We start from the raw sequence: 22,572 nt of genomic DNA on the forward strand, positions 1-22,572 counted from the left end.
CGCATGGCAGGCACACGGGCGGCAGGCACTCTCACCTGCGGCTACGTCACGTACGTCGAGAGCACGCCGGAGCAGGTCCGGCACGCCCTCACCGACGGTGCCGGCCAGCCTCAAGACGCTGCTGGAGACCGGCCGCCCACTGCCGCGCGAGCCCTGGGCGAGCGGCCGTGACCGCCGGGCCCGCGCGGCGGCGGTGAGCCGTACGGGCCGACCTGCCCGCGCTACCTGCCGGCCGCCGCGGGCTCGGGCTGCCCGCTGCCCGTCGGCGCGTCCGGGCCCCCGCCGCCCGGCAGGACCCGCGCCAGCCAGGCCGACCGGCCGGCCGCCAGCGGCCCCAGGACGGCCAGGATCAGCACGTACCCGGCGATGAAGGGTGCCAGCCGCTCGTCCAGCCCGGCGCCCGCCGCCATGGTCGCCAGGATCAGCGCGAACTCGCCCCGGGCGAGCAGCGCGGTGGCGATGTTCGCGGCCGGGCGCGGCCCGAAGCCGTAGATCCGGGCGGCCGCCAGCCCCGCGAGCACGTTCATCAGCAGGGTCAGCGCCACCGCGATCAGCACCGGCCACACCACCGACGGCAGGTCGCCGGGATCGATGGAGAGCCCGAACGCGAAGAAGAAGATCGCGCCGAAGGCGTCCCGCAGCGGATGCACCAGCTCCATGATCTTCTTGCCGGAACTGGTGCTGCCGAGCATCAGACCGACCATGAACGCGCCGATCGCGTCCGCGACGCCGAACCACTCCGAGACGCCCGCCACGAAGACGGCGGCGCCCAGGAAGGAGATGACCAGCAGTTCGTTGTCCTTGGTGGCGATCAGCTTGCCGATCACCGCCGTCCCCCAGCGGGCGACCACCGCGAGCAGCAGCAGGAAGCCGAACGCCTTGCCCGCGTCGAGGACCGCCGAGGCCATCGAGTCGGCGCCGGAGATCACCGGCTGGAGCGCGGCCAGGTAGAGCGCGAGGAAGATGTCCTCGACCACGATGATGCCGAGGATCGGCTTGGTCTCGGGATTGCCGAGCCGGCCGGTGTCCATGAGGACTTTGGTGACGATCGCCGACGAGGAGATGCCGAGCACCCCGGCCAGGACCAGCGCCTCGGAGGTGCCCCAGCCGACCAGGAAGCCGAAGACCAGACCGGCGCCGACGTTCAGCGCCAGATAGGCGGCCCCGGCGACGGCCATCCTCCGGCCGCCCTCCTTGAGGTCGTCCATGTGGAATTCGAGGCCGAGGTAGAAGAGCAGCAGCACCAGACCCAGCAGGGAGAGCATCTCCAGCTCGTGCGGATCGTCGACCAGGGCGATGCCGGGGGTGTGCGGGCCGAGCAGTATCCCGGCCAGGATGAACAGGGGGATCGTGGGGAGCCCGATGCGGCTGCCCAGACGGGCGAGGACGGCTGCGGCCAGGAAGGCCCCGCCCATCGCGAGGAGGGTTTGTGCGTGTCCGATGGCTCCTCCAGAGGTTCGGCCGGACGATGTTCGGTCAAGGGGGAGTCAAGAAAGCGTTAATGGTTAGTTTACCAAACGACTTTTCGGGGCCGGTGCCCCTGGGCGCACCGCATGCTGCGCTCGCCGCTCCTGCCCGCTCCTTCACCGACCCGCCTCCGGGACCTGTCCGGGCCTCCCGACGAGAGACCTGCCTCGGGTTTTCCCCACCCGGGAGCCACCGGCAGCCGCCATGGTCCAGGTTCACTCCCGCTCCGTACGGTCACAGGGCGACCGGACGTACGAGACGAGGGGCGGCACGATGGGCCAGCGTGACGAAGACCGGGACGGACGGCGGCAGCGGAGCGGCACCTGCGCCGTGGAGCTGCGCGGCGTCCGGCGGCAGTACGGAGACGGCGCCGGCGCCGTGCATGCCCTGCGCGGCATCGACCTCGACCTGCCGCACGGCGGCTTCACCGCCGTGACGGGGCCCGCGGGCTCCGGGAAGTCCACCCTCCTCCGGTGCGCGGCGGGCCTGGACCGGCCGACCGGCGGTACGGTCCGCGTCGGCGGTACGGACATCACCCGCATGCGGACGGACCGGCTCACCGCACTGCGCCGCGAACGCCTCGGCTTCGTCTTCCAGGCGTTCAACCTGCTGCCGTCGCTGACCGTCGAGGAGAACGTCGCCCTGTCGATGCGGCTCGCCGGCCGGTACGCCGACCGGCGGCGCACCGCCGAGGTGCTCGCCCGCGTCGGCCTCGGCAGGCACGCGGGACGGCGCCCCGGCCGGCTCTCCGGCGGCCGGCAGCAGCGTGTCGCCGTCGCCCGCGCCCTGGTCACCGGGCCGGACGTGGTCTTCGCCGACGAACCGACGGGCGCACTCGACGCCGCAGCCGCCGCCGAGATCCTCGGCCTGCTGCGGTACGCGGCCGACGGGCTCGGCACCACGGTCGTCATGGTCACCCACGACCCGGTGGCGGCCTCCTGGGCCGACCGGGTGCTCTTCCTCGCCGACGGCGCGCTCGTCGACGGCATGGAGCGCCCCTCGCCCGAGCGGGTCGCCGCGCGGACGGCGGCCCTGACCGGTCATTCGTGCGGGGCGGCCGCCGCCTGAGGGAGCAGAGGTGTGGGGTGGGCGCGCCGGTGGCCGTCAGTCCTGGCGGACCGGCTCCTTCCGGAACGCCCACGTCATCCTGGGCTCCACGACGCAGCGCAGGGCCCTGCGGACCGGCGGGGTGCACAGCGCCGTCACCGCGACCGCCGCCGTCAGGCTCACCGCGATCTCGCCGAGCGGCGTGTGCAACCACGTGTGGCCGTCGAACCAGCCGCGGGAGCGGGCGCCCTTGGTCAGGAAGCCGTGCAGCAGGTAGCCGTACAGGGTTCCGGCGCCCAGCACCGTGAACCACGTACGGCGGGCCGGCACCCACGCGAGGAAGCAGCCGGTCAAAACCAGCGAGCAGCCGAACGTCGCGAGCGTCATCACCGCGCCCGTCCACCAGGGCGCCCCCAACTCCTGCGCGCTCTCCCGGTGGTAGAACCACGCCGAGGTCATCCGCGGCACCGCCCAGTAGGCCAGCACCAGGGCGGCCGCGAGGACGGGCACCGCCGCGATCCGTGCCGCCCGCCGCCGTACCAGCGCGAAGTGCTCGGGCCGCAGGTTCAGTCCCAGGACGAAGAACGGCAGGAACTGGAGCAGCCGTTGCATGTCGAGGTCGTCACCGACCTCCGGGGACACGGACGCCAGAACCGCCACGGCCAGGGCCAGGGGGACCGGCCGGCGGACGATGCGCCACAGGGGAGTCGTGAGCCGCCACACGAACAGCGCGGCCAGGAACCAGGTCAGATACCAGGGGTCCAGGAGACTGACCGGCAGGTCCGGGTCGTCGTACGCCCAGCGCGCGAAAAGCGTGTAGGCGGTCTCGAAGACGAGGTACGGCACCACGACACCGGTGATCAGCCGGCGCAGCCGGTCCGGGCGCAGATCGAAACCGCGGGAGAAATACCCGGAGATGATGATGAACGCCGGCATGTGGAAGGCGTACACCGTCATGTAGAGCGCCCCGGCCGTGCGGCTCAGGCCGGTCAGCGGCTCCCAGGAATGCCCCATGGCGACCAGCACGATCGCCAGATACTTCGCATTGTCGAAGAAAGCGTCCCGGCCGCTCCCGGCGGCCTCCCGACCCGCCCCGGCGGCAGGCCGCGCGGCCTCCGTCACTGCCTGCCCGGCGGCCCGATGCCCCGCGCCCGGGGCGTCCGCGGCGGGGACCGCCGTGTCCGGGGCAGGGGGCCCGGCGGCCGGGGGAAGCACACGTCGCGGGGTCGGCGCAGCGGGAAACATCTGACGCACCCTAGTGGCGGCCGGGGAATGCGTAAAACCTTCTGCGCCGAATGCGCAATACCGGCGTGGCGCGGTGGGAATTCCCTTTCGGGGAGCGGCTGGCGGACGGTTCGGGCGCGCTTTCGCGCATTTTCCGGAGGGCCGGTGAATATCTGACCCGGGGTGCGTCATCCGCTTACGCGAGGGCATATGCCCCGTCGCGGGCCCGGGGGCGATGTCCGCTTCGCTACCGGTATGTCGGCGCGGTGGTCGCCCGGCGAGCGCGCAGGCGCCTCAGGAATTCACGTGTGCACAAAAGGGAGCCGGTCCGCGCGGCGGCATCCGGCCAGGCGCCGCGTACGGTTCCGGCCGCGCGGCCGAATGTGTGCCGGGGCGTCAATTCCCGGGCCCCGGACCGGCGTCCGACCGTGCCCGGCGGCGCGTCCGTCCGGTTCGCAGGCAAAGCCTTGGCCGATGATTCGCCACCCGCCTCCACTGGGCAGTGACTTGGTGGCACGATGGTGCCGAGCGGGGGTGTGCGCGGCTGCATGCTTCCGGGGCCGGCCAGGCGTTCCGACCGAGGGTGTGATCAGTTGTGGCTCTTTCGCTGTCCGTCGTGCTGTTGTTGGGCATCATCATGATCGTGTTGATACGCGGCAAGTCGCTCAAGGCGGGACCGGCGCTGGTGGCCATCCTCTTCGGCTTCTTCCTCGCCTCCACCGGCATCGCGCCGTCCATCAACCGGTTCCTGAACTCGGTGGCCGAGACGATCAACAACATCAGCTTCTAGCGCGTCGCGGGCCCGCACCCGCCGTGCGCGGGCCCGGCCGGGACGGTCAGCGGTCGTCGCGTCCGCTCCGCGCGACCGCCTCCCGCACGGCCTCCTCGCTGCGCCCGACCAGTGCCGTGCCGTCGTCCGCCGTGATGATCGGCCGCTGGATCAGCCGCGGCCGCTCGGCCAGCGCCTCGATCCACCGTTCCCGCGTGGCGTCCGTACGCTCCCAGCCGCCGATGCCCAGCTCCGCCGCCTCGGCCTCGCGCGTGCGCGTGATGTCCCACGGCTCCAGCCCCAGCCGGCCCAGCACCTCCCGCAACTCGGCGGCGGTCGGAGGCTGTTCGAGATACCTGCGGACGGTGTAGTCCGCGCCCTCCTCGTTCAGCAGGTCGACGGCGCTACGGCACTTGGAACACGCGGGATTGAGCCAGATCTCCATGCCGTCACCTTAGTGAGCGCCCCCGGGGTGCGGTCGGCCTTGGTCAGGAGATGACAAGAAACGGCAGTCGGGCGGCGACGGCGGCCCGGCCTCCGTGCCGGCCGGAGCGGCCGGGGGCTACCGCTTCAGGGCCCGGTACCGCTTCATCAGTGCCGTGAGCTTCGCGGGGTCGGCCCCACGGTTCAGCTCCTCGACGAGTTCGTCGGGGCACAGCTCGTAGAGGTCGCCCCACCAGCGCCGTCCCCGGTTGTCCCGGATCCGGTAGCCGCCGGGCACGCCTCGGGCGACGTACCGCCTCCTGGCCATGGCCCCCTGTCCCGGAAAACGCTCAGGGCCAGGCCGAGAAAACCTCTGACCTGGCCCTGAACCACACCGAGCGGGCGACGGGAATCGAACCCGCGTAGCCAGTTTGGAAGACTGGGGCTCTACCATTGAGCTACGCCCGCATGCGCCGCCGGTCGGGTGACCGCGGCACGCAGTGCATCGTAGCGGGTCACCCGGGTCCACCGCACACTCCGCCCCGTTCCGGCCGGCGGCAGCGGCCGTCCGCGGCCCGTGCGCCCCTGCCGGTGCACCGTGCGCCCCCTGGTCCGCGGCCCATGTCCATGGATATCCGGCAGCCGTGCCGTCCACGGCCATGTACCCTACGTGTCGCACCGACGGGGTGTGGCGCAGCTTGGTAGCGCGTCCGCTTTGGGAGCGGAAGGTCGTCGGTTCGAATCCGGCCACCCCGACCAGCAGGTTTTTCCACGTTCCGCCGTACGGGCCGTACCAGCCGCAAGGCGTTCGGCCGTACGGCGTCCCGGCCCGGTCTCCGGCGCTCCGGGCGCGGCGCGCCCGCCGCCCGCGGGGCCCGGCTCCGCGGCCCGGTCCGGCTCCGGGCGGACGGGCCCGTAAGCCGCCCGTCAAGATCACATTGCGGGTGCCAACCCGCTTGCGGTTACTATGCAAGCTGCGTGCCCGTGTGTCTTTCTCCCGGGCGCGGTCCGCAGGGCGCCTGGGCTCCAGGCGCCGGCAGATCTCAAGCAGAACCCCAGAAGTCAGCCCCAAGGAGACCGAACCGTGAAGAGCGCCGTGGAGACCCTGAACCCGACCCGGGTTCGGCTCACTGTCGAGGTGCCCTTCGAGGAGCTCAAGCCCAGCCTCGACGCGGCGTACAAGAAGATCAACCAGCAGGTCACGGTGAAGGGCTTCCGCCAGGGCAAGATCCCGGCCCGAGTCATCGACCAGCGGTTCGGTCGCGGCGCCGTACTGGAAGAGGCCGTCAACGACGCGCTCCCGAAGTTCTACACCGAGGCGGTCAACGAGGGTGAGCTGAACGTCCTCGGCCAGCCCGAGGTCGACATCACCGAGCTGAAGGACGGCGAGCTGCTGACCTTCACCGCCGAGGTCGACATCCGCCCGGCCCTGGAGATCCCGGACTACTCCGGCATCGAGGTCGAGGTCGACGCCGTCGAGGTGTCGGACGAGGACATCGACAAGTCGGTCGAGCAGCTGCGCGACCGCTTCGCCTCGACCACCCCGGTCGAGCGCGCCGCCGAGGACGGCGACGTGCTCACCGTCGACCTGGAGGCCAAGGTCGACGGCGAGGTGCTGGAGGACGGCGTCGCCCAGGGCGTCAGCTACACCATCGGCTCCGGCGAGCTGCTGGACGGCATCGACGACGCCGTCAAGGGCCTGAAGGCCGGCGAGACCGGCACCTTCACCTCCGAGCTGAAGGGCGGCTCCGCCGCCGGCAAGGAGGCCGAGGTCAAGGTCGACGTCACCGCCGTGGCCGCCCGTGAGCTGCCCGCGCTGGACGACGACTTCGCGCAGCTGGCGAGCGAGTTCGACACGCTGGAGGAGCTGCGCGCCGACAGCGCCAAGCGCCTCGCCCAGATGAAGAAGTACGACCAGGCCACCCAGGCCCAGGAGAAGGTCCTCGACGAGCTGCTGAAGCTGGTCGAGGTCCCGATGCCGGAGAAGCTGCTCGCGGACGAGATCGAGACCCGCAAGCACAACCTGGTCAACCACCAGCTCGGCCAGATGGGCCTCGACCTCGCGAAGTACCTGGAGATCCAGGGCAAGACCGAGGAAGAGTTCGACGCCGAGACCAAGGAGCAGGCCGAGAAGGGCATCAAGACCCAGTTCATCCTGGACGAGCTGGTCAACAAGGAGAAGCTGAACGTCAGCCAGGAGGAGCTCACCGAGCACCTCATGCGCCGCGCCCAGTCCTCCGGCATGTCCCCCGACCAGTTCGCCCAGGCGGTCGTCGAGGGCGGCCAGGTGCCGATGCTCGTGGGTGAGGTCGCCCGCGGCAAGGCCCTCGCGGTCGTCGTCGAGGCCGCCACGGTCAAGGACACCAACGGCGAGGTCGTCGACCTGGACGACGAGGACGAGACGGCCGAGACCGTCGAGGCCTCCGAGGCCGAGAGCACCGACGCCGAGAAGGCCGAGAAGACCGAGGGCTGAGCCCCGGCCCTTCCGGTCGCACGGGCGGCCCCGGCCGCCCCGCAGCGCCAGTAGACGTACGGGCCCGAACACGCCACGCCCGCGTGTTCGGGCCCGTACGTCGTCAGGGCCCGTGAACGCCGGTGAGCCTGCGCTCACAGCGAACAGTTGACAATGCGGGATGGCGCCCGCCGACCAGCGCGTTAGGGTCCGTAGATACGAGGGCAGGGGACTAGCCGTAACGGCGCCGGCGGAGCACGCCGCGCCCTCCCCGCGCCCCAGAAGACGACGCTGAGACGGCCCTGGGCCGTCCGACAACGAGCAGGTGGACACGTGACGATCCCGATGCCTTCCGCCGCCGCTGAGCCGACCTTCGGTGGCCTCGGCGACCAGGTCTACAACCGGCTGCTCGGCGAGCGGATCATCTTCCTCGGCCAGCCGGTCGACGACGACATCGCCAACAAGATCACCGCGCAGCTGCTGCTCCTCGCCGCTGACCCGGACAAGGACATCTTCCTTTACATCAACAGCCCGGGCGGCTCGATCTCGGCCGGCATGGCGATCTACGACACCATGCAGTACATCAAGAACGACGTGGTGACCATCGCCATGGGCCTCGCCGCCTCGATGGGCCAGTTCCTGCTGAGCGCCGGCACCCCGGGCAAGCGCTTCGCGCTGCCCAACGCCGAGATCCTCATCCACCAGCCCTCCGCGGGCCTGGCGGGCTCCGCGTCGGACATCAAGATCCACGCCGAGCGGCTGCTGCACACCAAGAAGCGCATGGCGGAGCTCACCGCCCAGCACACGGGCCAGACCGTCGAGCAGATCACCCGCGACTCCGACCGCGACCGCTGGTTCGACCCGCAGGAGGCCAAGGAGTACGGCCTCATCGACGACGTCATGACCACCGCGGCGGGCGTTCCGGGCGGGGGCGGCACCGGGGCCTGAGCCCCGGACGACTCGCCACGCAGCCGACTCCAGCCCCTTTGACCGCCACCAGGACGGTGAACCTCCAGATGAACAACTTCCCCGGCCGTAGCCTCTACGAGCGCCACGACGCCCCGCAGGCAGAGTTCCAGGGCCTGCCCGCCGAGTCCCGCTACATCGTCCCGCGCTTCGTCGAGCGCACCTCGCAGGGCGTGCGCGAGTACGACCCGTACGCGAAGCTCTTCGAAGAGCGCGTGATCTTCCTCGGCGTGCAGATCGACGACGCGTCGGCCAACGACGTCATGGCGCAGCTGCTGTGCCTGGAGTCGATGGACCCGGACCGGGACATCTCGATCTACATCAACTCGCCCGGCGGCTCCTTCACGGCGCTGACCGCGATCTACGACACGATGCAGTTCGTCAAGCCCGACGTGCAGACGGTCTGCATGGGCCAGGCGGCCTCCGCCGCGGCCGTGCTGCTCGCCGCCGGCACCCCCGGCAAGCGGATGGCGCTGCCCAACGCCCGGGTGCTGATCCACCAGCCGTACAGCGAGACCGGCCGCGGCCAGGTCTCCGACCTGGAGATCGCCGCCAACGAGATCCTCCGGATGCGTACGCAGCTGGAGGACATGCTGGCCAAGCACTCCACCACGCCGATCGAGAAGATCCGCGACGACATCGAGCGCGACAAGATCCTGACCGCCGAGGAGTCCCTGGCGTACGGTCTGGTCGACCAGATCGTCTCGACCCGTAAGACGGCCGCCTCGGTCTGATCGCGACCCGTCGCGAAATGAGCCGGACACAACGCCCCCTTGGACCGGGTTGACCGAGTCGGTCCAAGGGGGGCCCGTACGGGGGGCCCGGCAAGGTACCGTCGATAGGCAAGCACCCGGGTCCGCGGAGCAATGCGGATCCCAGGCGAAGGGGAAGCACCTCGTGGCACGCATCGGTGACGGCGGCGACCTGCTCAAGTGCTCGTTCTGCGGGAAGAGTCAGAAGCAGGTGAAGAAGCTCATCGCGGGGCCTGGTGTGTACATCTGCGACGAGTGCATCGACCTCTGCAACGAGATCATCGAGGAGGAGCTCGCCGAGACCTCCGAGGTCCGCTGGGAGGAACTGCCCAAGCCCCGGGAGATCTACGAGTTCCTGGAGAGCTACGTCGTAGGCCAGGAGCCCGCCAAGAAGGCGCTCTCGGTCGCCGTCTACAACCACTACAAGCGGGTCCAGGCGGGTGAGAACGGTGGCGCGCGCGGCGGCGACGACGGCATCGAGCTCGGCAAGTCCAACATCCTGCTGCTCGGCCCCACCGGCTCCGGCAAGACGCTGCTCGCGCAGACGCTCGCCCGGATGCTCAACGTCCCGTTCGCCTTCGCCGACGCGACGGCGCTGACGGAGGCCGGCTATGTCGGCGAGGACGTGGAGAACATCCTCCTCAAGCTGATCCAGGCCGCGGACTTCGACATCAAGAAGGCCGAGACCGGGATCATCTACATCGACGAGATCGACAAGGTCGCCCGCAAGAGCGAGAACCCGTCGATCACCCGTGACGTCTCCGGCGAGGGCGTCCAGCAGGCCCTGCTGAAGATCCTGGAGGGCACCACCGCCTCGGTGCCGCCGCAGGGCGGGCGCAAGCACCCGCACCAGGAGTTCATCCAGATCGACACGACGAACGTGCTGTTCATCGTGGGCGGCGCGTTCGCGGGTCTGGAGAAGATCATCGAGGCCCGGTCCGGCGCCAAGGGCATCGGTTTCGGCGCCAACATCCGCTCCAAGCGCGAGATCGAGTCCAAGGACCAGCTCCAGGACGTCATGCCGGAGGACCTGGTGAAGTTCGGGATGATCCCGGAGTTCATCGGCCGGCTTCCCGTGCTGACCTCGGTGCACAACCTCGACCGCGAGGCGCTCCTCCAGATCCTCCTGGAGCCGCGCAACGCGCTCGTCAAGCAGTACCAGCGCCTGTTCGAACTGGACGGCGTGGAGCTGGACTTCGACCGCCCGGCGCTGGAGGCCATCGCCGACCAGGCGATCCTGCGCGGCACCGGCGCGCGCGGCCTGCGCGCCATCATGGAAGAGGTCCTGCAGTCGGTGATGTACGAGGTCCCGTCCCGCAAGGACGTGGCCCGCGTCGTGATCACCGAAGAGGTCGTGCACTCCAACGTGAACCCGACGCTGGTGCCGCGCAACCGCGGTGGTGAGTCGGGCGAACACCACGAGAAGAGCGCGTAGCGCCGTCCGTTCCCCCCGCACGGACGGCGAGGGCCGCCCGCGACCACCGGTCGCGAGGCGGCCCTTTCGCTCGGCTGCGACGCAGGGTTCCGGCGGCCCGGCTACCGCGGGGTACGGGTCTCGCCGCGCACCACGGCGGTGGTGTCCGCGTACTGCGACAGGTTGATGTCCGAGGGGGAGCGCAGCTCACCGTTGAGGTAGAGCAGCACGGCGGCGGTCGAGCCGTCGGCCCAGCCGCAGACCGGCGCGTGGCCGAACGACGGGTTCCGTACGACCTCGCAGTCGATCGTGACGGTGCCGTCCGCCCCGCCGGGCCGGAACGTCTCGCGCTGCCGCACGACCGTGGTGCCCCCGGTGGCCACGCCGCGGAACATGTTGTCCACCACGGTGTCCGGGTCCCCGATGGTGCCGTAGCCGCCGGAGATCACCAGGGCGGTCGTCCCGCTGCCGCGGGTGCCCCGGTAGCGGGCGATCTCCTGCGTGATGCCCGGCGGCGGCGCGCCCAGCGTGCGGCCTTCGCGCTGCAGCGCCGCCTTGTCCTTCTCCAGCGTGTACGCGCCTTCGTCGACCGTCGCGGGCGTCGTCAGCCGCATCCGCTGCCCGCCGTCCTCCGCGGACGGCTTCTCCTCGGACGGGCCGGAGGCACCGGAACCGGTCCCCGGAGCGGCGGACTCGGCGCCACGGGCCCGCGGCGGACCGCTGCCGCCGTCACCCGAGACGAGCATCACGGCCCCGCCGATGATGGCGCCCACGAGCACGACACCGGCGGTCACCCCGGCGATGATCTTGCCGGTGCTCCCGCTGCCGCCGCCGGACGGGCCGGGCGGCCCTGACGGCGGGAACTGCGGGTACTGCGGGGGCTGCATCGGCTGCTGCGCGCCCGGCGGCTGCTGGGGCGCACCGTACCCGTACGGGCCGGGCGGCGGTCCCTGAGGAGGCCCTTGCGGCGCTCCCTGAGGCGGTCCTTGTGGCGGGCCGAAGCCTCCGCCCTGCGGCTGCTGCTGCCCGCTGTCACCGTACGGCCCCTGCGGCGGCTGCCCGCTGCTCCCGTAAGGGCCCGGCGGCGGCTGGTTGAAGCTCATGACGTGTCCTCCCCCTGCGTACGGCCGCGGCCGTCACTTCTCGTGGCGCACCGCGTCGCGGATCTCGCGGGTCTTCTCGGAGAACTGCTCGGCCGAGAAGGCGGGGCCGGTGGACTTGGTGGGCGCCTCGACCCCGTTGTTGATGACGACGCCCACCGCGCTGGAGTCGCCCCAGATGCACCAGGTCACCGTGGACGTCGCGGTGAGGCCGGCCCGCGACGCGGTGCCCTTGACCGCCTTGCACTTCATGACCGAGCCGTCGAAGCCGTCGGGCGAGAACTCCGTCACCGGGGTGACGACGTCCACCTTCGCGCCCTGGGTGTCGGTCCGCTCCGACTTCTTCTCCATCTGGGCGACCATCTTGTTCACCGTGCTCTTGGGGTCGGCGACCTTGCCGTAGACACCGGTGACGAGCAGCGGCTGCCCCTTCTCGTTCGCGTAGCTGCCCTGGACGCTGGTGCCCTCGGTGATGCCGAGGGCCTTGGTCTCGGCGTCGTTGGACTCGTCCTTCGTCTCGTCCTTGCCCGCCGCCTTCTTGTACGTACCGAGCAGGTTGTCCGGCATGGAGATCGTGTAGGGCGCCACGTCCCCGCCGGGCCCGAACGCGTAGTAGGCGCCCACGCCGATGCCCGCCACGGCCGCCGCCGCGACGATGCTGAGGGTGATCTTCATCCCCTTGCCCTTGCCGCCGCCCTGAGGCTGCTGCTGACCGTAGCCGCCGGCCTGCTGCCCGTAAGGGGCGGGCTGCGGCGGCTGTCCGTACGGCGCCTGGGGCTGCTGCGGGTAGCCGGGCTGAGGAGCCTGCTGCGGATAGCCGTAAGGCTGCTGCGGGGGGACCTGGCCGCCCTGCTGGGGGTAGCCGTACTGGGGCTGCCCGACCGGCTGCGGCGCGGGCTGACCGTACGGTCCCGGCTGCTGCGGCGGCTGGCCGTACGGGCCGGGAGGCGGCTGGTTGAAGCTCATGGAGCGGGTTCCCCTCGTAGCGACTGACGGCGTCCGATGACACCCGTCACAGTTGATGTCCGTGCGTCGCCAACATCCTGTACGACGCCACCGACGGCCGGTGCTCCAGGGGCCAAACCGATTCGAGACTGCGACATCCGCGCCCGTACACTGAGCGTCGTGACCGAGAACACTCAGCAGAGCCCCCGAGACGGCGGGCCGAACAGCAGCCCCACTGAACTGCCGACCCAGTACGCGCCGGCCGAGGTAGAGGGGCCGCTGTACGAGCGCTGGGTGGAGCGGGGGTACTTCGAGGCGGACGAGAAGAGCGAGAAGCCGCCGTACACGATCGTCATCCCGCCGCCGAACGTCACGGGCTCGCTGCACCTCGGGCACGCCTTCGAGCACACCCTGATCGACGCCCTCACCCGCCGGAAGCGGATGCAGGGCTACGAGACGCTGTGGCAGCCCGGTATGGACCACGCGGGCATCGCCACCCAGAACGTCGTCGAGCGCGAGCTGGCCAAGGAGGGCGTCTCGCGCCATGACCTGGGTCGGGAGGCGTTCGTCGAGCGGGTGTGGCGCTGGAAGGGCGAGTCCGGCGGGCAGATCTCCGGGCAGATGAAGCGCCTCGGCGACGGCGTCGCCTGGTCGCGTGAGCGCTTCACGATGGACGAGGGCCTGTCCAAGGCCGTCCAGACGATCTTCAAGCGGCTCTACGACGACGAGCTGATCTACCGCGCCGAGCGCATCATCAACTGGTGCCCGCGCTGTCTGACCGCCATCTCGGACATCGAGGTGGAGTACCAGGACGACGACGGCGAGCTGGTCTCGATCAAGTACGGGGAGGGCGACGCGTCCATCGTCGTCGCGACCACCCGCGCCGAGACGATGCTCGGTGACACCGCCGTCGCGGTTCACCCCGACGACGAGCGCTACCGCCACCTGGTCGGCACGGAGATCGAGCTGCCGCTGACCGGCCGCCGTATCCCGGTCGTCGCCGACGAGCACGTCGACCCGGAGTTCGGCACCGGTGCGGTCAAGGTCACCCCGGCCCACGACCCGAACGACTTCGAGATCGGCCGCCGGCACGATCTGCCCAACCTCGCGGTGCTGGACGAGCGCGGCGTGATCACCGCGCACGGCCCCTTCGAGGGCCTGGACCGCTTCGAGGCCCGCTCCGCGATCGTCGCGGCGCTGCGCGCCGAGGGCCGCATCGTGGCCGAGAAGCGCCCGTACACCCACTCGGTCGGCCACTGCTCGCGCTGCAAGACGACCATCGAGCCCCGGCTGTCCATGCAGTGGTGGGTCAAGGTCGGCCCGCTGGCCAAGGCCGCCGGTGACGCGGTGCGTGACGGCAAGGTGGACATCCACCCCAAGGAGATGGAGTCCCGCTACTTCGGCTGGGTCGACAACCTCCACGACTGGTGCATCTCGCGCCAGCTGTGGTGGGGCCACCGCATCCCGGTCTGGTACGGCCCGAACGGCGAGGTCGTCTGCGTCGGACCGGACGACGAGGCCCCCACCGGCGAGGGCTGGACGCAGGACACGGACGTCCTGGACACCTGGTTCTCGTCCGGTCTGTGGCCGTTCTCCACGCTCGGCTGGCCGGAGAAGACCCCGAGCGTCGAGAAGTTCTACCCGAACTCGGTGCTGGTCACCGGCTACGACATCCTCTTCTTCTGGGTCGCCCGGATGATGATGTTCGGACTGTACGCGATGGACGGCACCCCGCCGTTCAAGACCATCGCCCTGCACGGCATGGTCCGCGACGAGCGCGGCAAGAAGATGTCGAAGTCCTTCGGCAACGCGGTCAACCCGCTGGACTGGATGGACAAGTACGGTTCCGATGCCGTCCGTTTCACGCTCGCCCGCGGCGCCAACCCCGGCACCGACGTGCCGATCGGTGAGGACTGGGTCCAGGGGTCGCGCAACTTCGCCAACAAGATCTGGAACGCCACCCGCTTCGCGCTGATGAACGGCGCGACGGTCGAGGGCGAGCTGCCCCCGGCCGAGCAGCTCTCGGCGACCGACCGGTGGATCCTCTCCCGGCTCAACACGGTCGTCGCCGAGGTGGACGCGTACTACGACGACTACCAGTTCGCCAAGCTGTCGGACGCCCTCTTCCACTTCGCCTGGGACGAGGTCTTCGACTGGTACGTCGAGCTGTCCAAGACCACCTTCATGGCGGGCGGCCCGGCCGCCGACGCCTCGCGCCGGGTGCTCGGCGAGGTCCTGGACGTCACGCTGCGGCTGCTGCACCCGGTCGTGCCGTTCGTCACGGAGACCCTGTGGACGACGCTGACCGGCCGTGAGTCGCTGGTGATCGCCGAGTGGCCGGCCGACTCCGGCTTCCGCGACGCGGCTGCCGAGCGGGAGATCGAGACCGTTCAGCAGGTCGTCACCGAGGTCCGCCGCTTCCGCTCCGACCAGGGCCTCCAGCCGGGCCAGAAGGTCCCGGCCCGGCTGGACCTGGCCGGTACCCGGCTCGCCGCCCACGAGGCCGCGATGCGCTCGCTGCTGCGCCTCCAGCCCGCGGGCGAGGACTTCACCGCCACCGCGTCCCTCCCGGTCGCGGGTGCCACCGTCGCGCTGGACCTGTCGGGCGCCATCGACGTGGCGGCCGAGCGCAAGCGGCTGTCGAAGGACCTGGCCGCCGCCGAGAAGGAGAAGGCCCAGGCCAACGGGAAGCTGGGCAACGAGGCGTTCCTGGGCAAGGCCCCGGAACACGTCGTCGCCAAGATCCGTACGCGGCTGGAGACGGCCGAGGCCGACATCGTGCGCATCAGCGCGCAGCTGGCGGCCCTGCCCAAGGCGTAGCGCCCGGCGCCGGGACGGCCGGCGCATACGGCTCCGCAGGCCCCTCGTCCTTACGGGCGGGGGGCCTGCGCCGTCCCGAGCCGCGCCGGTCGCCGCGTTCCCGTACCGGCCACAGCAGGACGTACGCCGTGGAGACGGCCACGAACGCCAGGCGGATCAGGCCGCGCGCCGAGTCGTCGGGCACCACGAAGACGCTGCCGTACAGGATCAGCAGCGCCAGCCAGCTCCACCAGGGCACCAGGCGCCGCTGCCCGATGACGTCCCACAGCAGCGTGCCGAGCAGGACGGACGCGGTGTAGTACGTGTAGACGCTGGGGTCCAGGACGATACGGGCGTTGGCGCCCAGCAGGACGACGGCGGCCCAGCGCCCCCGCCACACCGCCAGACAGCCCAGCAGCAGGCCCAGCGCGAACTGCGCGGGCCGGTCCCAGCCGGGTGTCTCCGGGTCGGCCACGCCCAGCCAGCGCAGCGCGGACGCCGGGTGGTTGGGGATGGCGAACTTGGCCGCCGAGAACGAGTTCATGTCACCGATGAAGAACGGCAGCCAGGCCACCGCGACCAGGCCCGCCGTCCACAGCCCCGCGCGCAGCCACTTCTCCTTCGGGAGCGCGAGCAGCAGCGGGACGAAGGCCAGCGCCGTCGGCTTGGAGTCCATGGCGAGGGCCAGGAAGACGCCGGTCAGCGCGGCGTTGCCGCGGGTCACCGACCGTACGGCCAGCGCCGTGAAGAACAGCGCGAGCACGTCGTCCAGGTGCCCGAAGCGGACCGAGACCTCGATCCACATGGGGATGAAGGCCAGCCCGGCTATCAGGACGCGCTGCCGCAGCCGCTGGTGGTTGGTGCCGGTGCCCAGGAAGTGCCAGGCGGCGCTGCGGCCCGCCAGCACCACGATCACCAGGCCGAGCAGCGACATCAGGGCGGCGGCCAGGAACTGTCCGGTGTGCTCGGGGAACGGGTTGAACAGACCGGCGATCAGGAAGCTGACCGGGCCCATCTGCAACTCGGGGTGGTGGGCGTAGAGGTTGAGGCCGCCGGTGCCGTCGCCGGACGCGCCCTGGTAGATCAGCTCGCCGCCGGTGCGCAGGTAGTGCCAGGAGAAACCCCCGTTCGGCTCGACCACGACGAACCACAGCACGGTCCACGCGGTGAGCAGCACCAAGTGCATCCGCTGACTGATTGCCGGCACGCGCACGCTTTTTCAGCTCCTGTTTCGCCGGGGAGCCCGGCGGCCGTACGACCGCCGCCCTCCGGGGCCCGTTCTCTTCCGGTCGGTTCTCCGGATCTTCGTGTCGGTCAAGGCTCACAGAGCCCGCCGGGGAAGATGCGGGCAGGGGGGTGGTGCGTTGCCCGGGGCGGCGATCGGAGGTGTGCGGCACGGCGGGGCGGCCGCCGTCTTCTCATCCGCCTCTCATCGAGACGGGGGACCATGGGGCCCGCAAACGGGACTTTCCGGCGAAACGTACGGCGTACGTAGTCGGCCGCACCACCGTCCAGCGACGAGGAGCCGCGCCACCCATGAACAAACCCCTGCGCCGCGTCTCGGTCTTCTGCATCCTGCTGATCCTCGCGCTGCTGGCGTGGGTCACCTGGTTGCAGGGGGCCAAGGCGTCCACGTTCACGGACGATCCGCACAATCCCCGCGTTTCCATAGCCAAGTACGCGAATCCGCTGGGCAACATCCTCGTGGACGGACAGCCGGTGACCGGCTCCACCGCCACCGACGGCACCCTCAAGAACAAGCGGACGTACAAGAACGGCCCGCTCTACGCCCCCGTCACCGGCTTCACCTCGCAGATCTTCGGCAGCAACCAGCTGGAGAGCCTGTACGGCGACCTCCTGGACGGCTCCGACAGCCGCCTGCAGAACCCGGGCGACGCGCTGACCCGTCAGCGCCCCAAGGGCGGCGACGTGGCCACCACCATCGACTCCGAGGTGCAGAAGGCCGGTTACGAGGCGCTCGGGAACAAGACCGGGGCCGCGGTCGCCCTCGACCCGGCCACCGGCAAGATCCTCGGGATGGTCAGCACGCCCTCGTACGACCCGGGCAAGTTCGCCGGCTCCGGCAGCACCGACCAGAAGGCGTGGCAGGACCTGTCGGCGGACAAGAAGCACCCCGAGGTCAACCGCGCGCTGCGGCAGCCGCTGCCGCCCGGCTCCACCTTCAAGCTCGTCGTCGCGGCGGCCGCGCTGGAGAACGGCCTGTACTCCTCCGTGGACGAGGCCACCGACAGCCCCGACCCGTACGTCCTGCCCGGCACCCGCACCACCCTGAAGAACGAGAGCGCCTCGGCGCCCTGCAAGAACGCGACCATCCGCACCGCGCTCCAGTACTCCTGCAACACCGTCTTCGCGAAGATGGCCGCCGACCTGGGCCAGGACAAGGTGCGCGCACAGGCCGAGAAGTTCGGCTTCAACAACGGCAAGCTGGACACCCCGGTGCGGGCGGGCAAGAGCCTGTACCCGCAGGGCATGGACAAGGCGCAGACCGCGCTGTCCGGCATCGGCCAGTTCGACGACACCGCGACGCCGCTCCAGATGGCCATGGTCGCGTCCGCCATCGCCAACGGCGGTGATCTCCAGACACCGCAGATGGTCGACAAGCTCACCGACAGCGGCGGCAACACCCTCCAGCGGTACGCGCCCGAGAAGTACGGCAAGGCGGTCTCGCAGCGCACCGCCGAGCAGCTCCAGTCCTCCATGGAGACCGTCGTGAACGAAGGCACCGGCTCCAAGGCCAAGATCGACGGACTGACGGTCGGCGGCAAGACCGGCACCGCCCAGCACGGCGTGGACAACGAGGGGACCCCGTACGCGTGGTTCGTCTCCTACGCCAAGGACGGCAAGGGCCACCAGGTGGCCGTCGCGGTCATGGTCGAGGACAGCGACGCGGCCCGCAGTGAGATCTCGGGTGGTGGCCTGGCGGGGCCGGTGGCCAAGGCGATGATGAAGGCGGCGCTGTCGTAGCACCGAAGCCCGCCGGGGGTGCTCCGGCCGGGGCCGCGGGCCGTCGCGCCCCGGCCGCAGGCCGCCACCCGCCGCTGTCGGTGGTGGCTCGTAGACTGGAGCCGTGAGCGACGAGCGCCCCCGAAACGACGACCCCGACCCGATTCCCGGCCCGGACGGCCCGGCCGACCCCTTCGAGGAGATGGTGGAGGCCGAGACCGACAGGGACCCCGACCTCGCGGTGATCGAGGCCGGCAGCCGTACGCTGCGTGCGCAGGCCGGCCCGCCCCAGGGGGACGGAGTTCCCGCCCGTCCCGAGGACCCCGAGGTGGACCGCGCGCTGCGCGAGGTGGAGGCCGAGCTGGCCGGCCGCTGGGGCGAGACCAAGCTGGACCCGTCGGTGCGGCGCATCGAGGCGCTGATGGACGTGCTGGGCTCGCCGCAGCGCGCCTACCCGTCCATCCACATCACCGGCACCAACGGCAAGACCAGCACCGCCCGCATGATCGAGGCCCTGCTGACCGCCTTCGACCTGCGCACCGGCCGGTACACCAGCCCGCACGTCCAGTCCGTGACCGAGCGGATCAGCCTGGACGGCGCCCCGATCTCGGCCGAGCGCTTCATCGAGACGTACCGCGACATCGCGCCGTACGTGCAGATGGTCGACGAGCGCGAGCAGTACCGCCTCTCCTTCTTCGAGGTGCTCACCGCCATGGCGTACGCGGCCTTCGCGGACGCCCCGGTGGACGTCGCGGTCGTCGAGGTCGGCATGGGCGGCACCTGGGACGCGACCAACGTGATCGACGGCGACGTCGCCGTCGTCACGCCCATCTCGCTGGACCACACCGACCGCCTCGGCGACACCCCCGAGCAGATCGCCGGCGAGAAGTCCGGGATCATCAAGAAGGACGCCACCGTCGTCCTGGCGCAGCAGCCGGTGGACGCGGCGTCCGTGATGCTCAAGCACGCGGTCGAGGTGGACGCCACGGTCGCCCGCGAGGGCATGGAGTTCGGCGTGCTGAGCCGCGAGGTCGCGGTCGGCGGCCAGCTCCTGACGCTGCGCGGCCTGGGCGGCGAGTACGAGGGCATCTTCCTGCCGCTGTACGGCGCCCACCAGGCGCACAACGCCGCGGTGGCGCTCGCCGCCGTGGAGGCGTTCTTCGGCATCGGCTCCGAGCACGCCCGCACCCTGGACATCGACACCATCCGCTCCGCGTTCGCCGCGGTGTCCTCGCCGGGCCGCCTGGAGGTCGTGCGCAGCAGCCCGACCGTGATCCTGGACGCGGCGCACAACCCGGCGGGCGCGCGGGCCGCGGCCGAGGCGGTCAGCGAGGCGTTCGGTTTCAGCCGACTCGTCGGGGTGCTCGGCGCCAGCGAGGGCAAGGACGTACGCGGCGTCCTGGAAGCCTTCGAGCCGATCTTCGCGGAGATCGTGGTGACCCGTAACTCCAGCCAGCGCGCCATGGACGCGGACGAGCTGGCGGGCGTCGCGGTGGAGATCTTCGGCTCCGAGCGGGTGCAGGTCGAGCCCCGGCTCGACGACGCGCTGGAGGCGGCGATCACCCTCGCGGAGGAGGAGGGCGAGTACTCCGGGGCCGGCGTGCTGGTCACCGGATCCGTGATCACGGTCGGCGAGGCCCGGCTGCTCCTGGGAAGGAACTGACCATGCGCACGCTGTGTGCGAGCACGCTGATCGGCGAGTTCTTCGTGATCGGGTTCGCCGGTCTGGTCGCCATGCAGACCTCCGGCCACTCCGCGGCCACGGTCTGGACGGTCAGCGGCGTCGCGATGCTGCTGTGCGTCCTGCTGTGCGGCGTGCTCACCCGCCCCGGCGGCGTGCAGCTCGGCTGGGCCCTCCAGGTGGCCCTGATCGCCAGCGGTTTCGTGGTGGGCACGATGTTCTTCCTCGGCGCGGTCTTCGCCGCGCTGTGGTGGGCGTCGGTGCACTTCGGCCGCAAGATCGACGAGGCGAAGGCCCGGTGGGCGGCCCAGGCGGGGGAGGGCCCGCAGCCGGGGGCGGCGTAGGCGCGGACCGACGGTTTCCGGTCCGGTCACGGGCGCGCGTCGCACGGATGTCGCGTCGCGTGGCTGGCGTGATGTACGGACGTCCCGGTGCACAGCGTCCCGACGTACGGACGTCCCGTTGTACGGACGTCCCGTTGTACGGACGCCCCGTTGTACGGCCGGACGACGCGCGCCCGGGACCGGACCTCTCGGTTCCGGGCGCGGCTGCACGGCGGCCCGGCCCGGACGCCCCGCCCGGCCGCCACCCGCACCCCGTCGCTCACACGTGCGAAACCCGCTCCCGCATCACCCGTTCGGCCCTCCGCCCGGCCCCGGTACCGCGTACAGCCCAACGCCGTCACCCATGTAGCCTCAGGGCACCTGCCGTCTGTCGCGTAACACAAGGAGCCTCTCCCGTGAGCCAGCGCACGCTCGTCCTCCTCAAGCCCGACGCGGTCCGCCGCGGCCTGGTCGGTGAGATTCTCGGCCGTATCGAGCGCAAGGCGGGCTGGACGATCAGCGCGCTGGAGCTGCGCACCCTGGACCGCGAGATCCTGGAGCAGCACTACGCCGAGCACGTCGGCCGGGACTTCTACGAGCCGTTGGTGCAGTTCATGTCGTCGGGCCCGGTGGTCAGCCTGGTCGTCGAGGGCGAGCGGGTCATCGAGGGCGTACGGGCGCTGGCCGGTCCGACCGACCCGATCAAGGCGCCCGGCGGCTCGATCCGCGGCGATTTCGGGACCATCACCCGGGAAAACCTCGTCCACGCCTCGGACTCGCCGGAGTCGGCGGAGCGTGAAATCAAGATTTTCTTCCCGGGCCGGTCCTGACATCCGGTCACCCCGACCCCCGGTGACCTGGGGTGACCGGCGGCCCGTCGGTCACCCCGCGGTATCCGGGTGCCGAACGGGGGAACGCTTCGGCGCGACACGACGTCACCATTGAGGGGGGCGGGTCCGTGTTCCGCCGACAATGGCGAAGGAACCCCGCACCGCGTTCGAGCGGTGGGGACTTCGTGACTACGATGGAGCTTCCGCGCCCCGGCGCACCACACCTGCCGACCTCAAGTAAGCATTCGCTCCAGTTGGGAAGGCCAGACGTATCCTCATGGGGAACAACATGTCGTTCATCGGCCGTGACATGGCTGTCGACCTCGGGACCGCCAACACGCTGGTGTACGTCAGGGGTCGCGGGATCGTTCTCAACGAGCCGTCGGTCGTGGCCATCAACACCAACACCGGCGGCATCCTGGCCGTCGGGGCCGAGGCGAAGAAGATGATCGGCCGCACCCCCGGCAACATCGTCGCGGTGCGCCCCCTGAAGGACGGCGTGATCGCCGACTTCGAGATCACCGAGCGGATGCTCCGCTACTTCATCCTCAAGATCCACAAGCGCCGTTACCTGGCCCGCCCGCGCGTCGTCGTCTGTGTCCCCTCCGGCATCACCGGAGTCGAGCGCCGCGCGGTCATCGAGGCGTCCACCCAGGCCGGTGCGCGCCAGGTGCACATCATCGAGGAGCCGATGGCCGCCGCGATCGGCTCCGGCCTGCCGGTCCACGAGGCCACCGGCAACATGGTGGTGGACATCGGCGGCGGCACGACCGAGGTCGCCGTGATCTCGCTCGGCGGCATCGTCACGGCCCAGTCGATCCGGGTGGCCGGCGACGAGCTGGACAACGCGATCATCCAGCACATCAAGAAGGAGTACAGCCTCCTGCTGGGCGAGCGCACCGCCGAGAGCATCAAGATCACCATCGGTTCGGCGTACGACCTGGAGCAGGACGAGCACACCGAGATCCGCGGCCGCGACCTGGTCTCCGGCCTGCCCAAGACCGTCGTCATCTCGGCGGCCGAGGTCCGCAAGGCGATCGAGGAGCCGGTCAACTCCATCGTCGACGCGGTCAAGACCACGCTCGACAAGTGCCCGCCGGAGCTGTCCGGTGACGTGATGGACCGCGGCATCGTGCTCACCGGCGGCGGCGCCCTGCTGCGCGGCCTCGACGAGCGCCTGCGCCGCGAGACCGGCATGCCGATCCACATCGCCGAGGACCCGCTCGACTCCGTCGCGCTCGGCAGCGGCAAGTGCGTCGAGGAGTTCGAGGCCCTCCAGCAGGTACTGGACTCCCAGCCGCGCCGCTGAGGAACCCGACATTCCGCCGTACGGGCGGCTGATCGTCCGTACGGCGGATCGTTGATATACAAGCACCACGCCCCGACGGGCGCGCACTGCGTACACAGGCACAACCG

20 protein-coding genes and 2 tRNA genes are annotated in these 22,572 nt (G+C 70.8%); 14 read left to right on the top strand and 8 right to left on the bottom strand.

The window, feature by feature from the left end:
• Window positions 1-3 precede the first annotated feature (3 nt).
• Entirely contained in the window at window positions 4-171 is a 168-nt protein-coding gene (locus OEIGOIKO_RS41830) for a hypothetical protein (protein WP_170251878.1), read from the top strand.
• 50 nt (window positions 172-221) lie between these two features.
• Here the strand turns inward: OEIGOIKO_RS41830 and OEIGOIKO_RS27695 are convergent, their stop codons facing one another.
• On the bottom strand, window positions 222-1,415 hold the full coding sequence (locus OEIGOIKO_RS27695; RefSeq protein ID WP_125056272.1) for a cation:proton antiporter: 1,194 nt from the start codon (window positions 1,413-1,415) through the stop codon (window positions 222-224).
• A 325-nt stretch (window positions 1,416-1,740) separates the two neighbouring features.
• Between OEIGOIKO_RS27695 and OEIGOIKO_RS27700 the strand changes: the two genes are divergently transcribed.
• Entirely contained in the window at window positions 1,741-2,535 is a 795-nt protein-coding gene (locus OEIGOIKO_RS27700; RefSeq protein ID WP_125056273.1) for an ABC transporter ATP-binding protein, read from the top strand.
• Between the two features lie 36 nt (window positions 2,536-2,571).
• On the opposite strand, the gene OEIGOIKO_RS27705 is transcribed toward OEIGOIKO_RS27700, so the two are convergent.
• Window positions 2,572-3,759 (bottom strand): acyltransferase family protein, encoded by a 1,188-nt coding sequence (locus OEIGOIKO_RS27705; protein WP_125056274.1) that lies wholly within the window; start codon window positions 3,757-3,759, stop codon window positions 2,572-2,574.
• Between the two features lie 574 nt (window positions 3,760-4,333).
• On the opposite strand from OEIGOIKO_RS27705, the gene OEIGOIKO_RS27710 reads away from it, so the two are divergent.
• Entirely contained in the window at window positions 4,334-4,528 is a 195-nt protein-coding gene (locus tag OEIGOIKO_RS27710; RefSeq protein WP_030020551.1) for a hypothetical protein, read from the top strand.
• 46 nt (window positions 4,529-4,574) lie between these two features.
• Here OEIGOIKO_RS27710 and OEIGOIKO_RS27715 read toward each other — a convergent pair whose 3' ends face one another.
• The 3 genes from OEIGOIKO_RS27715 to OEIGOIKO_RS27725 form a co-directional block, all read right to left on the bottom strand.
• Window positions 4,575-4,952, bottom strand: a complete 378-nt coding sequence (locus OEIGOIKO_RS27715) for an arsenate reductase family protein (protein WP_125056275.1) — start codon at window positions 4,950-4,952, stop codon at window positions 4,575-4,577.
• A gap of 117 nt (window positions 4,953-5,069) precedes the next feature.
• Window positions 5,070-5,258: a hypothetical protein gene (locus OEIGOIKO_RS27720; protein ID WP_125056276.1), complete on the bottom strand. Its 189-nt coding sequence runs from the start codon at window positions 5,256-5,258 to the stop codon at window positions 5,070-5,072.
• 69 nt (window positions 5,259-5,327) lie between these two features.
• Window positions 5,328-5,398: transfer RNA gene (locus OEIGOIKO_RS27725), tRNA-Gly, on the bottom strand.
• A gap of 214 nt (window positions 5,399-5,612) precedes the next feature.
• Here OEIGOIKO_RS27725 and OEIGOIKO_RS27730 point away from each other — a divergent pair.
• The 5 genes from OEIGOIKO_RS27730 to clpX all read left to right on the top strand — a co-directional run bounded on the left by OEIGOIKO_RS27730 (window position 5,613) and on the right by clpX (window position 10,535).
• A tRNA-Pro gene (locus OEIGOIKO_RS27730) sits at window positions 5,613-5,689 on the top strand.
• 325 nt (window positions 5,690-6,014) lie between these two features.
• Entirely contained in the window at window positions 6,015-7,403 is a 1,389-nt protein-coding gene (gene tig, locus OEIGOIKO_RS27735) for a trigger factor (RefSeq protein WP_125056277.1), read from the top strand.
• A 324-nt stretch (window positions 7,404-7,727) separates the two neighbouring features.
• Complete coding sequence (locus OEIGOIKO_RS27740) at window positions 7,728-8,330, top strand: ATP-dependent Clp protease proteolytic subunit (protein ID WP_030020548.1); 603 nt, start codon at window positions 7,728-7,730, stop codon at window positions 8,328-8,330.
• A gap of 68 nt (window positions 8,331-8,398) precedes the next feature.
• Window positions 8,399-9,082 (top strand): ATP-dependent Clp protease proteolytic subunit, encoded by a 684-nt coding sequence (locus tag OEIGOIKO_RS27745; RefSeq protein ID WP_031001865.1) that lies wholly within the window; start codon window positions 8,399-8,401, stop codon window positions 9,080-9,082.
• Between the two features lie 163 nt (window positions 9,083-9,245).
• Window positions 9,246-10,535: an ATP-dependent Clp protease ATP-binding subunit ClpX gene (gene clpX / locus OEIGOIKO_RS27750; protein ID WP_030020546.1), complete on the top strand. Its 1,290-nt coding sequence runs from the start codon at window positions 9,246-9,248 to the stop codon at window positions 10,533-10,535.
• 101 nt (window positions 10,536-10,636) lie between these two features.
• Here the strand turns inward: clpX and OEIGOIKO_RS27755 are convergent, their stop codons facing one another.
• Both OEIGOIKO_RS27755 and OEIGOIKO_RS27760 read right to left on the bottom strand, forming a co-directional pair.
• Window positions 10,637-11,617: a hypothetical protein gene (locus OEIGOIKO_RS27755; RefSeq protein ID WP_125056278.1), complete on the bottom strand. Its 981-nt coding sequence runs from the start codon at window positions 11,615-11,617 to the stop codon at window positions 10,637-10,639.
• Between the two features lie 33 nt (window positions 11,618-11,650).
• Window positions 11,651-12,580 (bottom strand): hypothetical protein, encoded by a 930-nt coding sequence (locus OEIGOIKO_RS27760; protein ID WP_125056279.1) that lies wholly within the window; start codon window positions 12,578-12,580, stop codon window positions 11,651-11,653.
• A gap of 159 nt (window positions 12,581-12,739) precedes the next feature.
• Here OEIGOIKO_RS27760 and OEIGOIKO_RS27765 point away from each other — a divergent pair, with 159 nt between their 5' ends.
• Window positions 12,740-15,379, top strand: coding sequence for a valine--tRNA ligase (locus OEIGOIKO_RS27765; RefSeq protein ID WP_125056280.1), 2,640 nt, complete (start codon window positions 12,740-12,742; stop codon window positions 15,377-15,379).
• Here the strand turns inward: OEIGOIKO_RS27765 and OEIGOIKO_RS27770 are convergent.
• The gene (locus OEIGOIKO_RS27770) at window positions 15,345-16,544 is read right to left on the bottom strand and encodes a hypothetical protein (RefSeq protein WP_125059036.1); all 1,200 of its coding nucleotides are present in this window, start codon (window positions 16,542-16,544) and stop codon (window positions 15,345-15,347) included. The two genes, OEIGOIKO_RS27765 and OEIGOIKO_RS27770, sit on opposite strands and share 35 nt — an antisense overlap.
• Window positions 16,545-16,894: 350 nt before the next feature.
• Between OEIGOIKO_RS27770 and OEIGOIKO_RS27775 the strand changes: the two genes are divergently transcribed.
• From OEIGOIKO_RS27775 to OEIGOIKO_RS27795, 5 genes are all read left to right on the top strand, one after another.
• On the top strand, window positions 16,895-18,343 hold the full coding sequence (locus OEIGOIKO_RS27775; protein WP_125056281.1) for a peptidoglycan D,D-transpeptidase FtsI family protein: 1,449 nt from the start codon (window positions 16,895-16,897) through the stop codon (window positions 18,341-18,343).
• Window positions 18,344-18,446: 103 nt separating this feature from the next.
• Window positions 18,447-19,985 (top strand): bifunctional tetrahydrofolate synthase/dihydrofolate synthase, encoded by a 1,539-nt coding sequence (gene folC / locus OEIGOIKO_RS27780; RefSeq protein ID WP_174857228.1) that lies wholly within the window; start codon window positions 18,447-18,449, stop codon window positions 19,983-19,985.
• Between the two features lie 2 nt (window positions 19,986-19,987).
• The gene (locus OEIGOIKO_RS27785; protein WP_031001872.1) at window positions 19,988-20,347 is read left to right on the top strand and encodes a DUF4233 domain-containing protein; all 360 of its coding nucleotides are present in this window, start codon (window positions 19,988-19,990) and stop codon (window positions 20,345-20,347) included.
• A 395-nt stretch (window positions 20,348-20,742) separates the two neighbouring features.
• A complete protein-coding gene (ndk, locus tag OEIGOIKO_RS27790) occupies window positions 20,743-21,156 on the top strand; it encodes a nucleoside-diphosphate kinase (protein ID WP_031001873.1) in 414 nt (137 codons plus the stop codon).
• Window positions 21,157-21,445: 289 nt separating this feature from the next.
• Window positions 21,446-22,465 carry a rod shape-determining protein gene (locus tag OEIGOIKO_RS27795; RefSeq protein ID WP_003985182.1) on the top strand — a complete coding sequence of 340 codons (1,020 nt, stop codon included), beginning with the start codon at window positions 21,446-21,448 and terminating at the stop codon, window positions 22,463-22,465.
• Window positions 22,466-22,572: the final 107 nt, after the last annotated feature.

It is taken from the genome of Streptomyces paromomycinus (genome assembly GCF_003865155.1).
Classification (GTDB): Bacteria; Actinomycetota; Actinomycetes; order Streptomycetales; family Streptomycetaceae; genus Streptomyces; species Streptomyces chrestomyceticus.

Coding starts and splice junctions, on each gene's coding strand:
- OEIGOIKO_RS41830 (WP_170251878.1), top strand. CDS start 4: ATGGCAGGCACACGGGCGGCAGGCACTCTCACCTGCGGCTACGTCACG.
- OEIGOIKO_RS27695 (WP_125056272.1), bottom strand. CDS start 1,415: ATGGGCGGGGCCTTCCTGGCCGCAGCCGTCCTCGCCCGTCTGGGCAGC.
- OEIGOIKO_RS27700 (WP_125056273.1), top strand. CDS start 1,741: ATGGGCCAGCGTGACGAAGACCGGGACGGACGGCGGCAGCGGAGCGGC.
- OEIGOIKO_RS27705 (WP_125056274.1), bottom strand. CDS start 3,759: ATGTTTCCCGCTGCGCCGACCCCGCGACGTGTGCTTCCCCCGGCCGCC.
- OEIGOIKO_RS27715 (WP_125056275.1), bottom strand. CDS start 4,952: ATGGAGATCTGGCTCAATCCCGCGTGTTCCAAGTGCCGTAGCGCCGTC.
- OEIGOIKO_RS27720 (WP_125056276.1), bottom strand. CDS start 5,258: ATGGCCAGGAGGCGGTACGTCGCCCGAGGCGTGCCCGGCGGCTACCGG.
- OEIGOIKO_RS27740 (WP_030020548.1), top strand. CDS start 7,728: ATGCCTTCCGCCGCCGCTGAGCCGACCTTCGGTGGCCTCGGCGACCAG.
- OEIGOIKO_RS27745 (WP_031001865.1), top strand. CDS start 8,399: ATGAACAACTTCCCCGGCCGTAGCCTCTACGAGCGCCACGACGCCCCG.
- OEIGOIKO_RS27755 (WP_125056278.1), bottom strand. CDS start 11,617: ATGAGCTTCAACCAGCCGCCGCCGGGCCCTTACGGGAGCAGCGGGCAG.
- OEIGOIKO_RS27760 (WP_125056279.1), bottom strand. CDS start 12,580: ATGAGCTTCAACCAGCCGCCTCCCGGCCCGTACGGCCAGCCGCCGCAG.
- OEIGOIKO_RS27770 (WP_125059036.1), bottom strand. CDS start 16,544: ATGCACTTGGTGCTGCTCACCGCGTGGACCGTGCTGTGGTTCGTCGTG.
- OEIGOIKO_RS27775 (WP_125056281.1), top strand. CDS start 16,895: ATGAACAAACCCCTGCGCCGCGTCTCGGTCTTCTGCATCCTGCTGATC.
- OEIGOIKO_RS27785 (WP_031001872.1), top strand. CDS start 19,988: ATGCGCACGCTGTGTGCGAGCACGCTGATCGGCGAGTTCTTCGTGATC.
- OEIGOIKO_RS27795 (WP_003985182.1), top strand. CDS start 21,446: ATGTCGTTCATCGGCCGTGACATGGCTGTCGACCTCGGGACCGCCAAC.